The following is a 16,760-nucleotide window of genomic DNA, read 5'->3' on the forward strand; positions in this document are numbered from 1 at the left end:
GATACCGTTAAAATGAACGTTAATACACTATAATGAACACACGGTCAGTGTTTTTCAACAAGAACGTTTCGTTCGTTATAACGAACGGTGAGGCGATATGACACCCCCTATCACGATTATTTCGCGGAATCTGTGCCAGGAACGGCAGAGATCCGGTCTGTCACTGGCTGAAGTGGCCCGCAGAGCCGGAATTGCCAAGTCCACACTGTCTCAGCTGGAATCCGGCACCGGTAATCCCAGCCTGGAAACACTCTGGGCCTTATGCATGGCACTGGATATGCCGTTTGCCCGGTTACTGGAAGACGGCGGTACGGCTATCCGGTTATTGCGAAAGGGAGAAGGGATGGCCGTCGATTCCGGGCAGGCAAGTTACCAGGCGATCCTGCTGGCCAATTGTCCGCCCGGGGCCAGACGCGATATTTATACCCTGCAGGTTCAGCCGGGCAAGGACAGGCTGTCAGAGCCACATCTGCCGGGGTCGGTTGAACATATTATTCTGGTACGCGGGCGGGCATTAGTCGGACTGGCGGATAATCCGGTGGAGCTGAATGAAGGTGACTACCTGTGTTACCCGGGGGATCTGCCGCATATTTTCCGTGCGCTGGAAAAAGATACCGAAGCCTTGCTGGTGGCGGAACATCGGGCGGATGTCCGGGCAGGGAAGCCCGATACGGGCTTCCCGTGGCAGGGATTACTGACTGACCGGTGAATAACTCAGATTGACCGGATCATTCGGTAACTGCGTGAAATGGGTCACGATATAGTGGTAATCGGCGGTCGGATCCAGCGAAGCAAACTGCTGCGGATAGAACCAGTGTGCCAGGATCTCAACCCCGATAATATTCCACGGATGGTTGTAGAAATGATGATACACCCCGCCGACATGCCCTTCAGAGACCGCAGGGATCGTCGCGACAGCGGTACGTTTTAACAGATTGTCAAAGCTGGCTTTGATCTGTGTGATTTGGGTATTGTAACCGAACGGCAATACCGGGTTCCCTGCCGCGCCGCGTTTTGAACCGGTCATCAGGTACCAGTCAGGACGCATCGCGATGATTTTTTCAGGATTAATAAAGCCTGATGCCCCTTTCAGCAACTCTGAGCCGATATTAATCCCGCCTGCGGCAGCCACTAATCCGCCCCAGCCATTGGTGCCGTGGGTGAAGCAGCAGTTATCTGAATTACCGGCGATAGGTTCGATGAAGACCAGCGGCTTTTTCGGTGCTTTGCTGACCACGGACTCAATCCGGTTCAGGTGCTCGGTATAAAAATCAGTAAAGGCTTTGGCATTACTCTCTTTGTTGAGGACTTTCCCCAGTAACGTGATGCTGGGCACCGTATCCTGAATCGGGTGGAGTTCATAATCCAGGAACAGCACAGGGATATGCAATTCCCGGAAACGTTTCAGAACCCCGGTTTGTTCCAGTGCCGGTTTGGCCCGCAACTGGGCAATCAGCAGGTCCGGGTGGCTGGAGATCACGGTTTCAGTATTCACTTCCCCCTGGTCTGAGAACCCCATATCCGGGATAGCTGCCGCCTGAGGCCACTTTCCTTTCAGAACCGCCCACTCCTGGCCATCCTGCTTTTTGATCAGATTATTCCAGCTAATGACCCGCGCGAACGGGTCTGCCCGGTCGAGCAGGGCCAGCGCCATAATATCGCGGCCATCCTGCAGAATAATGCGTTTCGGTTCATGACTGATCACCACAGTCTGGTGATCCATATCCTGTACGGTCAGCGGGTAATCCGTCGCCATCGCGGCCAGCGGGGAGAAACACACCGCGGCGGTGACACACTGGCGGGCATAGCGTATGAGAGTATGACGGCGTTTGATCGCGTTATTCATTAGCTTTCCTGAATTGTTTCTCCCTCGTTGCCATGGGGTACGCAGAAAATAACAGGGCCGGGGAGGTGATTGAATGAGAATCTATATCATAATAATTATTAACTATAATTTTAGCGGCAGGTATCTGCGGTATGTTACCGGGAGTAACTATCTGCCGGGAGATGTTTCCGGTACGGGTTTTTCTGGCCCGGGCGGGCGGCAAAAACAGGTTTTTTATTGCGGCTATTCATGTTGTGTAAACTGTTTGACGTTGTATTCATTCGGTTTCGCGGTATCATTCGGAATGATTATTATTATATTTTGTCGCGGGTGGTCCAGAGCAGGCTGACTGCCAGGCTTTACAGGTTTACCGCCGTAATCCCGATACGGTGAATGAATAAGCCGCACAAAACAATGTCGTTAGTTCCGGAACGTGGAAATAGGATTAATGAGTACAGTGACAGAATCTGTTACCCGTGAACGTGGGGGTATCGGTGCCGAATATCGGAAACTGATCCGTAAACGTGTCGTGTTGTTGTTGGTTTTAGTCATGGCAATCTGCTGCAGTGTCATCCTCGACTTTACTATCGGACCGGCGCACTTTGACCTGATGACACTGTTACGTGCACTGGTACATCCTGCCGGTGTCGATGCGGCGACCCGGGTGATCGTCTGGGATATCCGTCTGCCTTTTACCCTGATGGCCGTGGTGGTTGGTTTTGCCCTGGGAATGGCAGGAAGTGAGATGCAGACCATCCTCAATAACCCGCTGGCCAGTCCTTTTACACTGGGGGTTTCCTCCGCCGCCTCGTTCGGGGCTGCACTGGCTCTGGTGCTGGGGGTGGGGATTCCCGGGATCCCCGGCACCTGGCTGGTGACCGGAAACGCGTTTATTTTTGCCATTCTGACAGCATTTATTCTGAATCTGGTCAGCCGCCGCACAGTGAATACACGCACTACCGTGGTGCTCTTCGGGATTGCCCTGGTGTTTACCTTTAATGCGCTGGTCGCCATGATGCAATTTATCGCCAGTGAAGATACTCTGCAATCGCTGGTCTTCTGGACCATGGGTAGCCTGGGACGCGCTTCCTGGCCGAAACTGGGGATCCTGGCTGCAGCCATAGTGATATTGCTTCCCTGGGCCCTGAAGAGTGCCTGGCAACTGACCGCGCTGCGTCTGGGTGAAGACAGGGCGGCCAGTTTTGGTATTGATGTTGCCCGTCTGCGGATGTCGTCATTGATCCGCATCAGCCTGGCGTCTGCGCTGGCTGTGGCCTTTGTCGGACCTATCGGCTTTATCGGCCTGGTGGCACCGCATATCGCCCGGCAACTGGTCGGCGAGGATCACCGTTTTTATCTGCCCGCCAGTGGTCTGATTGGTGCCCTGGTGTTATCCCTGGCCTCCGTGGTATCGAAAAATATTGTTCCCGGCGTCATTATCCCGATCGGTATTATCACCTCGCTGGTGGGCGTGCCTTTCTTTATCGTTATCATTCTGCGTCATCGGGGGAACTTATGAGTGATTCCCTCAGTATCAAGGGGTTAACTACCGGTTATCGCCGGCATCCGGTGATCAGTGAGATGTCACTGGCCGCCATTCCCCGGGGTAAGGTGACGGTATTACTGGGGCCGAATGGCTGTGGTAAGTCTACCTTGCTGCGCGCCCTGGCCGGTTTAAACCGGGCGCAGGGTGAGATCTGGCTGGATAATCAAAATATCAACCGGTTATCCCTGGCAGAACGCGGCGAAAAAGTCGTCTATCTGCCGCAGAGCCTGCCCTCCGGAGTCCATTTGCAGGTCCTGGAATCTGTGCTGGTATCGGCCAGAGCCACGGGCCAGCAGGGGGCGGATGTCTCGCCGGAACGTATCCTGCAGTTACTGGATCAGGTCGGGATTGCGTCGCTGGCACTCAGATATATGGATGAGTTATCCGGCGGCCAGAAACAGATGGTCGGGCTGGCCCAGTCACTGGTACGTAATCCGTCCCTGCTGTTACTCGATGAGCCGCTCAGCGCCCTGGATCTCAATTATCAGTACCATGTGATGAGTCTGGTCAGTAAAGAGACCCGGGCGCGTAATATGGTTACGGTGGTTGTTCTGCATGATATTAATATTGCCCTGCGTCACAGTGATCATGTGGTGATGATGAAGTCCGGACGGATTGTGGCCAGCGGTGCGCCGGCGGAGGTGATTACCCCGGAAAGCCTGGCCGAGGTCTATGGTGTTCGCGGGCGCATCGAATTGTGTTCTCAGGGGGTGCCCCAGGTGCATATCGATGGCCTGGTCAGCGGCGGCCTGTAATCGTTATTGCGGATAGCCACCGGCTATCCGCCTTCAGGACTCACTCTCAATTCTTTTCCTGTCTGACTCTGTGTTATCTCCTCCTGAATTGTTCCCTTCACTCTCTGCACACCGGATGGCTGGTCTGTTTGTCGCTGTCGGGCAGGAGGGGGGGCCATTTCCTGTGTCCGTGCCACCCGGATGTCTCTCTGGCGGGCCTGAATCTCTCTGCCGCCGGACACCTCAGCAAGAGCAGATGGCACATAAATTGCTTATTTCACGGGGATAATGACAATAATGACGGAGAGTGCCATGAGCGTTGATACTTCTGAGTTAGCCGGGGTTGCGGGGGCGGCCACCCACGAAAAGTGGAAGCAACTGGGCTACGGACTGCTGTGTATGGCAGCGATTTCCAGCCCGCAGTATGTCTGGACGTTGCTGACCAAACCCATGATGGCGCAGTTTTCGGTCGGGCTGCCTGAGTTGCAGGTGACTTTCTCGCTGCTGATCATCTTACAGACTTTCTTTTCCCCTTTTCAGGGCAAGCTGATCGACTATTTTGGTGCCAGACGGCTGATTGCGCTCGGTACTCTGTTATCCGGATTAAGCTGGGTATTGAGTGCGCAGGTGCATCAACTGGCTATGCTCTATCTGGTCTACGGAGGGCTGGGCGGCCTGGGGACCGGCATTGTCTATGTGGGTGTCGTTGGCCTGGTGGTACAGTGGTTTCCGTCGCAACGGGGGTTTGCGGCCGGTATTGTTGCGGCAGGCTACGGGATGGGGGCGATTGTCACAACGTTTCCCGTCTCGCATCTGCTGGATACCCGGGGGCTTAATTTTACCCTGACCGTGTTTGGCCTGATGTTTGCTATGGTCGGTTTTCTGGCCAGTCAGGGCCTGAAACATCCGCCGGCCAGCGATAGCACCGAAGCCGCACACCCCGCCGTGCAAGGGCAGAAACAGTTTACGGCGCCGGAAATGCTGCGCCAGCCGCTTTTCTGGCTGATGTTCTGCATGATGACGTTTATGGCGACGTCCGGCCTGATGGTGACCTCGCAGATGGCCATCTTCTCCCGTGATTTCGGTGTCAGTCAGGTCGTTGTTTTCGGGATGGCAGCACTGCCCCTCGCACTGACCCTCGACAGGTTTACCAATGGTCTGACCCGTCCGCTGTTTGGCTTTATTTCTGATAAATTTGGCCGGGAACAAACGATGTTTATCGCCTTTGCGCTTGAGGCGGTGGCAATGACGCTCTGGCTGCTCTGCCGGCAGGATGCTGTGCTGTTTGTGTTACTCTCCGGCGTGGTTTTTCTGGGCTGGGGAGAAATCTTTTCCCTGTTCCCGGCGACGCTGACGGATACTTTCGGCACCCGACATAGCACGACGAATTATGGCTGCCTGTATATGTCTCAGGGGATTGGTTCTGTCGCAGGGGGGCCACTGGCCGCCTTACTTCATCAGCATACCCATAGCTGGCTGCCGGTTTTCGGGAGTGCGATAGCTCTGGATATCATCACCGCATTCCTGGCGTTGCTGGTATTGCGGCCCGTCCGTCAGCGTTTTCTCCGCCGGCATCAGGGGTAGCCTGGCCGGCGGCAGGGTCAGCGTTACACAGAGGCGGTCTGTAAACGATGTAATGCAGCAATATCGGCTGGCGTGGTGCGACAGCAACCGCCGATCACCCGGGCGCCGGCCTCCCGCCATGCCGGCAGATAATCACTCAGCGTCGCACAGCCATGAGGCGGATGATGCCAGGTCTTACTGACCGGGTCATAGTGTTCACCGGAATTCGGATACACCACCAGCGGCAGTGGCGTCAGGGCATGAAGATGGCGTAGGGCGTCGGTCGTATTCTCCAGGGCAATGCAATTGATACCGATGGCGACGATACGGGGAAAGCCTTCGATAAAGGCGACCACCTCACTCAGGGGTGTGCCGTCACTCAGATGCTGTGCATCTTTCAGGGTAAACGAGAACCAGGCAGTGGTGCGGGGATACTCGTTCAGCAGCTCTGCCAGTGCCCGGATTTCGTCAAAAGAGGGCAGCGTTTCACAGGCCAGCAGATCCGCCCCGGCTTCGATCAATGCGGCAATACGCGGCCGGTGGAAGTCCTGATATTGCCGGAGGCTGCACTGGTAATCTCCGCGGTATTCCGAACCGTCAGCCAGATAGGCCCCGTAAGGGCCGACAGACCCGGCGACCAGCAACGGCCCGGCCTGCGGGTGCTCAGATAAATAGCGGTGACGGGCATTAGCCGCCAGGGTCACACTCAGACGCATCAGTGCCTGCGCATCTATCGCGGAGATATTCCGGGCGGCAAATCCGGGAAGACTGGCCTGATAGCTCGCCGTAATCGCACAGCGGGCGCCCGCCTGAAAATAATCGTAATGCACCTGTTCTATCAGTTGCGGGTTTTCCTGCAGGACTTTGGCCGACCACAGGCTGTCTGCCAGCTGACAGCCACGGTGTTCCAGTTCCGTAGCCATCGCGCCGTCGAGCAGTAAAAAAGGCTGCTCACGGAGCACTGAGGATAAAGGATCATTGGGTCGCATGTTACTGCTCCTGAGGCTGAGTGACGTTAGCGCGGCTCAGCTTGCGGGTAATAAAATAAGCCAGATAGCAAAGGGCGACAAAAGGAATGCCGCACCATAATGCTATACGCTGGTCAGGGTCAAAGGCCAGACCTGCACAGGCGACCAGGCATAAAATAAAACCCAGCACCGGTACGACAGGATACCAGGGGGCACGATAGCGCAAATCGCTCAGCGGTTTACCCTGCTGCAGATGACGGCGGCGGAAAACATAGTGCGAGGCACAGATACTCAGCCAGACGGCGACGACGGCGAAACCGGAGATTGCGGACAAGGCCACAAAAACAGTATCCGGCGCGATAACACTGGAAGCCAGCGCCAGGATCCCGCCGAGCATACTGACCGACAGCGCCGTTAAAGGAACTCCCCGTTTTGTCACCCGGGCAAAGCACTGCGGCAGTGTATTCTGATTTGCCAGTGACCATAACATCCTGCCGGAAGCATACAGGCCGGAATTGGCGGCCGAAAGAATAGCGGTCAGGATCACCAGATTAAAGAACCCTGCGGCATAGGGAATACCGACTTTTTCGAACACCAGGACAAAGGGACTCTTTTCGACGCCGGCCTGCTGCATAGGGATCAGGGCCGCCAGCACAAACACGGTGCCGATAAAGAAAATAATCAGTCGTACCACGGTCGTGCGGATAGCTATCGGGATCACTTTATGCGGGGATTCGGTTTCCCCGGCCGCAATACCAATCAGTTCGGTTCCGGAAAAGGCGAAGTTAACCGCGACCATCGTCATCAGGATCGGCAGTCCGCCATGCGGGAACCAGCCCTGAGACGTGATGTTATGCAGGCCGGGGGCCGGCGTTCCGTCATGCATCGGTAGCAGTCCGGTCATGGCGGCGACGCCCAGGATCAGGAACAGTACGATAGTGAAGACTTTGAGCAGAGAGAACCAGAATTCACTTTCGGCAAAAAAGCGGGTAGAGACCACATTCAGGCCGAAAATCAGCACACAGAAGACCAGGCACCAAATCCAGACCGGGATCTGCGGAAACCAGTACTGCATACAGAAACCGGCCGCCGTAAAGCTGGAGCCGAGGGCGACCGTCCAGGTCAGCCAGTAGAGCCAGGCCACCGTATAGCCGGTGGCAGGGCCGAGATAGCGATTGGCATAGACATGAAATGCGCCGGTTTCCGGCATGGCGACCGACAGTTCCCCTAAACATTGCATGACCAGCCAGACCACCAACGCACCGATAAGATAAGCGAGGAGTGTGCCTGCCGCGCCTGTGGTAGAGATAATGTAACCGGTATTAAAAAATAACCCGGTCCCGATCACTCCGCCCAGTGACAACATCACCAGGTGGCGGGCTTTCATGGTGCGCTTCAGAGGCGCGGGGGTGGAGGGTGTCTGCATATAGCCTTCTGAATGGTTAGATGTCTAACGTAAGATGGGCGAAGTTATACCGGCATCTGCCCTGAAATGCAAAAAATCAGACGCTGCTGTCAGGGAATACGGGCCGGAAAAGAGAGGGAATAATGGCTGACCGGCGGCTGAATCCTGCCGGATAAAATGAATGCTTCGCTTTATTGCGGAATGAGGGCGACGCCGCAGTCAGAGCCGTGCCAGGGAGGTAATGACCAGAGGGTACCGGTGGCCGACTGAGACTGTCCGGAGACATTCCCGGCGCGCCGTTCGCGCCCCGATAGCGATCCCCGTCGCCGCGATTTTTAGGCTTTCGGGGTATTAATCCGGCTTTTTTATCAACTAACAGGCGACCCGCACGGTGAGACTTGTATAATGCCTGGCCAGAAGTAGTTAAACAGGCAGTTACCGGGAGACCGGTCCGATGATTTCAGGAAATTAATACCATGATGCACAATGACGTTTTGCGTAGTGTTCGCTATATGCTCGACCTTCGTGATGAAAAAATGCTGGAAATTCTTATTTCCGGAGGGGCAGAAGTCAGCCTGCAGGAAATGAGTGGCTATCTGACCAAAGAAGGTGAGCCGGGCTACCTGGCATGTAACGATAAGATCATGGCACATTTTCTGAATGGCCTGATCTTCTACCGCCGTGGTCGTGACCCGCGCTATCCTGCCCCTGAAGTGGAGAAGCGTGTGACCAATAATGTCATGCTGAAAAAATTACGCGTGGCGTTTGAGCTGAAAACTGAAGATTTACATGACATTCTGAAATCTGTGGATTTTGCGATGTCAGAAAATGAGCTGAGTGCCTTTTTCCGTAAAGAAGGGCATAAAAATTATCGCGAGTGCGGGGATCAGGTACTGCGTTATATCCTGAAAGGCCTGGCCGAACGGGTTCGAAAAGCGAAAAAATAATAATGGTTCCCCCGTCGGTGTCAGGCGGGGGAATATTCCCGGGGCTACAGCCTGTCCAGTCCCAGTTTTACCGCGGTACCCAGTGTCGGTGCGAGCGGTAAGCGGCTGTTCAGTGTCAGCTGCCATGCGTGGTAGATATCGGGTTTCCCGGACCAGACCACGGAAGAGGGTTTGTTTTCGGCGTCCAGTTCGTGCCACCAGCTACCGTTTTTCTGATCGATCAGATAATTGGCAATATAATCCCACAATGTGCGATACCAGCGCTCATAGGTCAGGTCACCGGTACGCTTCAGCAGACTGGCGGCGGTAGAACAGCTTTCCGCCACGGTCCAGTGAAGACGGTTGTGGGTCACGGGTTTCTTGTCCCAGTCATGGGTATACACCAGCCCTGGCTGACCATCCACATACCAGCCGTATCTGAGGCCGGTTTCAAATAAGCCTTTTGAATCTGTCAGTAACCAGTCCGGTGTGTGTTCATTATTCCGCAACAGTGCCGCTTCCAGGTGCAGCAACAGACGAGCCCACTCACAGGCATGCCCCGGGGTGATACCGTAAGGACGGAAGTCATCGGTCGGTTTATCTTTGTTGTAGTCGTGCCATTCCTGCCAGTTCTCGTCGAAATGTTCGGCCAGCAGGTAGTGGTTATCTTTGGCATGTTTATGAATGATATGGGTAACAATAGACAGTGCCCGCTGGCGCCATTTACTTTCACCGGTGACATCGGAAAGCTGCACAAACATCTCGGTGGCGTGCATATTACTGTTGCCCCCGCGATAAGCCTCCGGGTCCTTCCAGTCGCGGGCAAAACTTTCCTGCAACCTGCCTTCTTTATCTGACCAGAAACGGTTATCCATAATGTCTTTAGCTTCATCCAGAAGCTCCTGCGCGCCTTCGATATTGGCTAATGTGGCACTTAATGCCGCAAGGGTGACGAAGACATGCAGGTAGGCTTGTTTACGCCCGTCAGGGGTTTGCTCCGGGATCCCGTCCAGCCAGCCGCCGAACTCTTTATCACGCAGCACACCACGTAATGCATCGATGCCCCATTTGGCCAGATCTCCGGCCCCCGGTTCGCCCTGCAGGGAGGCGATGGAAAAACAGTGAGTCATCCTGGCGGTGAGCATGCTCTCCGGTTGCGCATCCACAGGCAGATTGCCATGGATATCCAGCGCACCAAACCCGCCCTTAGGATGTTTTGAATTGCGGTAAAACGCCATCAGGCGACGGCTCTCTTTTTCCAGCCAGTCATGGTGATAAGGCATGCTCAGCCAGCTGTCAGTTAATTGTTTAAATAACATAGTATCCTCTGTATTCAGGGCGTCAGACCGCCGCCGGCAGGCTGCGGCAGTCCTTATAAAAACAACGTTATTCGATGCGCAGGCAGCCGTGGGACTGCGCTGCGCTGACAGGGGGACGGTTTAGGGTTTAGCCGCCGACCATGATACCGCCGTTAGGGTGCAGTACCTGGCCACTGATAAAGGAAGAATCAAGGCTTGCCAGGAATACATAGACCGGGCCAAGCTCAGAAGGCTGACCGGCACGGCCCATCGGGGTTTCATGGCCAAAGTCTTCCAGCAGATCCTTGTTATAGTCACCGAGCGTCGCGGGTTGCAGCGGGGTCCAGACCGGGCCGGGGGCCACAGCATTCACACGGATACCCTTCGCGACAATCTGGTTTGACAACGCGCGCGTGAAACTGACAATCGCCCCTTTAGTGGCGGTATAATCCAGCAGCATTTCCGGGCCAACATAGGCATTGACTGATGTGGTGTTGATGATGCTGTCATCTTCCTGCAGGTGTGGCAGAGCCGCTTTGGTGAGGAAGAAGACTGAGTGAATATTCACATCAAATGTATCCAGCCATTTTTCGTCACTCAGGGTGGTAATATCTTCGTTCGGATACTGAGTCCCTGCGTTGTTCACCAGAATGTTTAGTTTACCGAACTCTTTGACCACGCTGTCGACCAGCTGACGGCAGTTTTCCGCTTTACGCAGATCGACCGGATAAGTCACACATTTACGGCCTTCCTTTTCCGCCAGTTGCTGTGCAATTTTTGCATCCTGCGCTTCTTCTTCACTATCCGGTAAATAGGTCAGGGCAATGTCCGCGCCTTCGCGGGCAAAATGCTGCACAACCGAACGTCCTATACCGCTGTCACCCCCGGTGACCAGGGCAACTTTACCCGCCAGCTTTCCGCTGCCTTTATAATCATCCCGTATAAAGACCGCTGCAGGCTCCAGTTTTTCATCGCTGCCGGGCAGAGTTTGTGACTGAGCATGGATAGTTATCTTCTGAACCATATTTCCCTCCGGTTATGTTAATCGAACGGTTAACAAAACGGCATTCCGAAGCCTGATGCCGCAGAAGTTTGTTAACCGCACTCGTTAAACTTCAGAACGATTTAAGTATAGAAGGCGATACCCGATTGTCGAATAACCAGCAGAAACCACTGTGATGTCGCCAGAAAGTCAGAATATTTATCCGGGAACTCCGGGTTAATGGTTGGTTATCTTATTGTTTTAAATTGTGTTTGCGGTGTTATTTTAGCCGGGGGAGTGCCCTCTGGCCCGCCAGGTTTATCCGCGGATAAGCCAGAGGCGGGAATGATCTTTCACCGATGGTAGCGTCCGGACGATAAATAATATATCCGGAAACAACTTTACCCGGCAAAGCCATTCCCCGGACTGACCGGAGTCAAGGGTTTTCGACAGGGGAGCCACGGTATCCCGGGGGATCACTCTTGTGATGCAGAGCGCCTGCAGGAATGGCCGGCGGCTCTGTTACTTTTCGGAGCCAGCATTCCCTGGCGGGAATGCTGGCCGGTATGAAGGAGCCGTCATTATCATGGTCCCCCCGGGGGATCAGCCGCGCCGGAGAGAGAAATCGTCGCAGCACTCCCGGGGTCTGTCTCAAAAACAAGTTTTATCCACACTGACCCCCGGCCGTGGCGAACCCACTGGCTACCGAAGGCGGCTAATCGCGCTGTCGCATCGTCTTGTCTTTGGCTGGCATCAGCCTGTCCTGATCCGACCTTATCAGGCTCACCATTCAGAGAGATACTACAGGCCGATACTGCTAACCGGATGATGGCTGACGGGAGATAGTGATGAAAAGTGCGTTACTGGTGATTGATGTTCAGGACTCTTTTTTACACCGCGATGAGTGGTCAGACGACGATTTTCCGGCATTTTCTGCCAGCCTCTGCCGGCTGATTTCAGGCTGTGAGAGACTGGGGATCCCTGTCGTGGATATCTTTCATGTCAGCGAAGGGGTGTTTGCCCCGGACTCCGGTTATGTGAAACGAATGTCCTTTTTAACTCATACCGCTGCAAAAACGGTACAAAAGCACGTTCATAGTGCTTTAGCCGCCGCTTCTTTATCTGACTGGCTCACAGAGGAAGCCATCGACCGGCTGATTATCTGTGGAATGCGGACAGAGCAATGTTGCGAAACCACGGCCAGAGCCGCGCGCGATTCGGGATTTGACGTACAGTTTATCAGTGAAGCTACGCTAACCTTTGCTATGCAATGGCAGGGCCAGGCGTATACTGCTGATGAAATCAGGCAGCACACCGGTATGGTACTGAACGGGCGCTTTGCCGATGTCCTGACGGTAGAGGAATGCCTGCAACGGCAGGGACTTTGCTGAAATAATATTCGCCATCACGATAAGGTATTGCCTGTGACAATCCCGGTCTGGTTTTTAACGTTGCCCGGAGTGATGACGCTCGATATGGCCGGACCCGCTGAAACACTCCGGCTGGCGGGCCCGGATGTCGGGTTATATTACACGGGGCCTGAGGCGACGGTGTTCAGCTCAACCCGGATGACTCTTGGCAATATTCTCCCCCTGCCGGAATGTCTGCCCTCCGGCAGCATCCTGATCGTTCCCGGGCTCGAAAATTCGCAGCACCAGCTGACGTTGCCTGCGGCGACGGAGGCCTGTCTCTGGTTGCGACGTCAGCGGGCCGCAATCCAGCGCAGGGAAATAACGCTGGTCTGTATTTGCGCCGGGGCCTTACTGGCTGCCCGCGCCGGTTTACTGGACGGGGTTCTGTGTACCACTCATCATCAGCTACTGTCGCAGCTGAGAGAAAGCGCCCCTGCCGCACGTGTGCTGGATAACCGTATTTTTGTGGAAGATGGCGGCATCTGGACCAGTGCAGGGATCACCACAGGAATTGATCTCGCTCTGCATCTGGTTAACCGGTTATTCGGTCCGCAGAAGGCTCTGGACATCGCCCGTGAAATGGTGGTGTGGTTTCGTCGTTCCGGTAATGATCCGCAGTTGTCCCCCTGGTTACGCTATCGTAATCATCTGCACCCGGCGATCCATCGGGCCCAGGATCTTATCAGCCAGCACCCGGAGCAACACTGGTCTCTGATGCAACTGGCGCAACGGGCCCATGTCAGCGGTCGTCACCTGACACGCTTGTTTCGTCAGCATCTTGGGGTCACCGTGCATACCTATCAGCAACAGTTACAGGTCGCGGTGGCAGAACAGCGCATTCAGCAAGGGGAAGGTATTGAGAAAGCCGCACTGGCCGCGGGATTTTCATCGGCCCGTCATTACCGGCGTACGGCGTTACGCCTTAGCGCAGATAACCCCGGATAGCGTCGTCCCCGGAGGGCCGTGGGAGCCGTTGGCGCGCAGAGCGGTGACGAGGCAATTCAGCGCGGGACCTGCCTTGCGCTGATTTCCGGCTGCACATCTGCCGGTCAAAGGGTATACTACGACCCACTTTTTTTCATCCGGCCAAATAGTGTGCGAACTCAACATGCAAAAGTTTGATACCAAGACCTTTCAGGGCCTGATCCTGACCTTGCAGGATTACTGGGCGCAACAAGGCTGCACCATTGTTCAGCCTCTGGATATGGAAGTCGGTGCGGGTACCTCGCATCCTATGACCTGTCTGCGTGCTCTGGGGCCAGAACCCATTGCGACGGCATATGTGCAGCCTTCACGTCGTCCGACGGACGGACGTTACGGCGAGAACCCTAACCGTCTGCAACACTACTATCAGTTCCAGGTGATGATTAAACCATCTCCGGAAAATATGCAGGAACTGTACCTCGGCTCGTTACAGGCCCTGGGTATTGACCCAGGCGTGCACGATATCCGCTTTGTGGAAGATAACTGGGAAAACCCGACTCTGGGTGCCTGGGGACTGGGCTGGGAAGTGTGGCTGAACGGTATGGAAGTGACGCAGTTCACCTATTTTCAGCAGGTCGGTGGTCTTGAGTGTAAACCGGTCACCGGAGAAATTACCTACGGTCTGGAACGTCTGGCGATGTACATTCAGGGTGTCGACAGTGTCTACGACCTGGTATGGAGTGATGGCGCGCTCGGTAAAACGACCTACGGTGATGTGTTCCACCAGAATGAAGTGGAGCAGTCGACCTATAACTTTGAGTACGCCGATGTGCCTTTCCTGTTCAGTTGCTTTGAGCAGTATGAGAAAGAAGCTCAGACCTTACTGGCACTGGAAAAACCGCTTCCTCTGCCGGCCTATGAACGTATTCTGAAAGCTGCGCACAGTTTTAACCTGCTGGATGCACGTAAAGCCATCTCTGTCACAGAGCGTCAGCGTTATATCCTGCGCATCCGTACCCTGACCAAAGCCGTGGCTGAGGCCTATTATGCTTCCCGTGAAGCCCTGGGCTTCCCGATGTGCAATAACAATAAATAAGAGGCAGCGATGACAGAAAAAACCTTTCTGGTGGAAATCGGCACCGAAGAGCTGCCACCAAAAGCCTTACGTCAGCTGGCGGAATCCTTTGCCGCACAACTGACGACTGAACTCGACAGCGCAGGGCTGTCACACGGTGCGGTTGAATGGTTTGCGGCTCCGCGCCGTCTGGCCGTCAAAGTGGCGGCGCTGAGCGCGGCACAGGCCGATCGTGAAGTTGAAAAACGCGGCCCGGCTATCCAGGCCGCCTTTGATGCGGACGGTAAACCGACCAAAGCGGCCGAAGGCTGGGCGCGTGGTAATGGCATTACGGTCGATCAGGCCGAACGACTGAAAACCGATAAAGGCGAATGGCTACTCTACCGGGCGGCAGTGAAAGGCGAGAGCGCGGTTTCTCTGCTGCCAGCGATGGTTGCCGGTGTGCTGAGTAAATTACCGGTGCCGAAGCTGATGCGCTGGGCAGACAGTGACGTACAGTTTGTACGTCCGGTCCATACCGTGACACTGTTGCTGGGTGATGAACTGATCCCGGCGACGATCCTCGGGGTTGCGTCAGATCGGATCATCCGTGGTCACCGTTTTATGGGTGAAGCTGAATTCAGTATCGGGAGTGCGGATCAGTATCCGCAGATCCTGCTGGAACGCGGTAAGGTGATGGCGGACTACGATGCCCGTAAAGCGGCTATCAAGGCCGGTGCAGAAGCCGCGGCGGAAAAACTGGGTGGCACGGCAGACCTGAATGACAGCCTGCTTGAAGAAGTGACCTCTCTGGTTGAATGGCCGGTGGTACTGACCGCGACCTTTGAAGAAAAATTCCTGGCCGTACCGGCGGAAGCCCTGGTGTACACCATGAAAGGGGATCAGAAATACTTCCCTGTCTATGGTACTGACGGCCAGTTACTGCCTAATTTTATCTTTGTCACCAATATTGAGTCGTCTGATCCTCAGCAGATTATCTCCGGTAATGAAAAAGTGGTGCGTCCGCGTCTGGCCGATGCCGAGTTCTTCTTTAACAGCGACCGTAAACTGCGTCTGGAAGATCAGTTACCTCGTCTGGAAACGGTATTGTTCCAGAAACAGCTGGGGACGCTGCGTGATAAGACCGATCGCATTCAGGCACTGGCTGGCTGGATTGCTGCAAAAATCGGGGCGGATGTCAGTCATGCGACCCGTGCAGGTTTGCTGTCGAAATGTGACCTGATGACCAATATGGTCTTTGAATTTACCGATACTCAGGGTGTGATGGGCATGCACTATGCCCGCCATGACGGTGAAGCTGAAGATGTCGCTCTGGCACTGAATGAGCAATATCAGCCACGTTTCTCCGGCGACGCGTTGCCGCAGGGACTGGTTTCCTGTGCGCTGGCGATTGCCGACAAGATGGATACGCTGGCCGGTATTTTCGGTATTGGTCAGCATCCGAAAGGGGATAAAGATCCGTTTGCTCTGCGTCGTGCGGCACTGGGTGTACTGCGTATTATTGTCGGGAAAAACCTGCCCTTAGATCTGCAGACACTGACAGAAGAAGCGGTACGTTTGTATGGCGATAAGCTGACCAATGCCAATGTGGTGGATGAGGTGATCGACTTTATGCTGGGTCGTTTCCGCACCTGGTATCAGGAAGAAGGCCACAGTGTTGATACACTGCAAGCGGTACTGGCGCGTCGCCCAACCCGTCCGGCAGACTTTGATGCCCGTATGCGTGCTGTATCGCATTTCCGTACCCTGGAGCAGTCTGCGGCTCTGGCCGCGGCGAATAAGCGTGTCTCTAATATCCTGGCAAAATCGGATGAGCCACTGAACGATAGCGTGCAGGCCTCCCTGCTGAAAGAGAATGCCGAGATCACCCTGGCGACCTATGTCAGCGCACTGACCAGCAAACTGCAGCCTTACTTTGCGGAAGGCCGTTATCAGGAAGCCCTGATCGAGCTGGCCCAATTGCGTGAAGCCGTGGATAACTTCTTCAGTGAAGTGATGGTCAATGCTGAAGAGAAAGACGTACGGATTAACCGTCTGACGTTACTGGCGAAGTTACGTGATCTGTTCCTGCAGGTAGCGGACATCTCCCTGTTACAGTAAGT

General features: G+C 54.8%; 13 protein-coding genes and 1 pseudogene. 9 read left to right on the plus strand and 5 right to left on the minus strand.

Annotated features, from left to right (window positions below; all coding sequences use genetic code 11):
- Positions 1-97 precede the first annotated feature (97 nt).
- Positions 98-637 (plus strand): annotated as a pseudogene (locus JK223_RS14620) (helix-turn-helix domain-containing protein); the annotation flags it as partial.
- Between the two features lie 54 nt (positions 638-691).
- On the opposite strand, the gene JK223_RS14625 reads toward JK223_RS14620, so the two are convergent.
- Entirely contained in the window at positions 692-1,756 is a 1,065-nt protein-coding gene (locus tag JK223_RS14625) for an ABC transporter substrate-binding protein (RefSeq protein WP_249213643.1), read from the minus strand.
- Between the two features lie 517 nt (positions 1,757-2,273).
- Between JK223_RS14625 and JK223_RS14630 the strand changes: the two genes are divergently transcribed.
- The 3 genes from JK223_RS14630 to oxlT all read left to right on the plus strand — a co-directional run bounded on the left by JK223_RS14630 (position 2,274) and on the right by oxlT (position 5,689).
- Positions 2,274-3,344, plus strand: coding sequence for an iron ABC transporter permease (locus tag JK223_RS14630; protein WP_212714900.1), 1,071 nt, complete (start codon positions 2,274-2,276; stop codon positions 3,342-3,344).
- A complete protein-coding gene (locus JK223_RS14635; RefSeq protein ID WP_212714901.1) occupies positions 3,341-4,126 on the plus strand; it encodes an ABC transporter ATP-binding protein in 786 nt (261 codons plus the stop codon). The genes JK223_RS14630 and JK223_RS14635 overlap by 4 nt, the downstream gene beginning before the upstream one ends.
- Positions 4,127-4,417: 291 nt before the next feature.
- A complete protein-coding gene (gene oxlT, locus JK223_RS14640; RefSeq protein ID WP_212714902.1) occupies positions 4,418-5,689 on the plus strand; it encodes an oxalate/formate MFS antiporter in 1,272 nt (423 codons plus the stop codon).
- A gap of 23 nt (positions 5,690-5,712) precedes the next feature.
- Here the strand turns inward: oxlT and mmuM are convergent, their stop codons facing one another.
- A complete protein-coding gene (gene mmuM, locus JK223_RS14645) occupies positions 5,713-6,657 on the minus strand; it encodes a homocysteine S-methyltransferase (protein WP_212714903.1) in 945 nt (314 codons plus the stop codon).
- Between the two features lies 1 nt (position 6,658).
- The gene (gene mmuP, locus JK223_RS14650) at positions 6,659-8,062 is read right to left on the minus strand and encodes an S-methylmethionine permease (protein ID WP_212714904.1); all 1,404 of its coding nucleotides are present in this window, start codon (positions 8,060-8,062) and stop codon (positions 6,659-6,661) included.
- A gap of 455 nt (positions 8,063-8,517) precedes the next feature.
- Between mmuP and JK223_RS14655 the strand changes: the two genes are divergently transcribed.
- Entirely contained in the window at positions 8,518-8,988 is a 471-nt protein-coding gene (locus JK223_RS14655) for a DUF1456 family protein (protein ID WP_212714905.1), read from the plus strand.
- Positions 8,989-9,032: 44 nt separating this feature from the next.
- Here JK223_RS14655 and JK223_RS14660 read toward each other — a convergent pair whose 3' ends face one another.
- Both JK223_RS14660 and JK223_RS14665 read right to left on the minus strand, forming a co-directional pair.
- Entirely contained in the window at positions 9,033-10,286 is a 1,254-nt protein-coding gene (locus tag JK223_RS14660) for an AGE family epimerase/isomerase (protein WP_212714906.1), read from the minus strand.
- Between the two features lie 127 nt (positions 10,287-10,413).
- Positions 10,414-11,289, minus strand: coding sequence for an SDR family oxidoreductase (locus JK223_RS14665; protein ID WP_212714907.1), 876 nt, complete (start codon positions 11,287-11,289; stop codon positions 10,414-10,416).
- Positions 11,290-12,092: 803 nt separating this feature from the next.
- On the opposite strand from JK223_RS14665, the gene JK223_RS14670 reads away from it, so the two are divergent.
- The 4 genes from JK223_RS14670 (at position 12,093) to glyS (ending at position 16,758) form a co-directional block, all read left to right on the plus strand.
- On the plus strand, positions 12,093-12,638 hold the full coding sequence (locus JK223_RS14670) for an isochorismatase family protein (protein WP_212714908.1): 546 nt from the start codon (positions 12,093-12,095) through the stop codon (positions 12,636-12,638).
- A 33-nt stretch (positions 12,639-12,671) separates the two neighbouring features.
- Complete coding sequence (locus JK223_RS14675) at positions 12,672-13,604, plus strand: helix-turn-helix domain-containing protein (RefSeq protein ID WP_212714909.1); 933 nt, start codon at positions 12,672-12,674, stop codon at positions 13,602-13,604.
- Positions 13,605-13,767: 163 nt separating this feature from the next.
- Complete coding sequence (gene glyQ / locus JK223_RS14680; RefSeq protein ID WP_025904129.1) at positions 13,768-14,679, plus strand: glycine--tRNA ligase subunit alpha; 912 nt, start codon at positions 13,768-13,770, stop codon at positions 14,677-14,679.
- A 9-nt stretch (positions 14,680-14,688) separates the two neighbouring features.
- Complete coding sequence (glyS, locus tag JK223_RS14685) at positions 14,689-16,758, plus strand: glycine--tRNA ligase subunit beta (RefSeq protein ID WP_212714910.1); 2,070 nt, start codon at positions 14,689-14,691, stop codon at positions 16,756-16,758.
- The last annotated feature ends 2 nt before the right edge of the window (positions 16,759-16,760 follow it).

It is taken from the genome of Tatumella sp. JGM118 (genome assembly GCF_018257515.1).
Classification (GTDB): Bacteria; Pseudomonadota; Gammaproteobacteria; order Enterobacterales; family Enterobacteriaceae; genus Tatumella; species Tatumella terrea.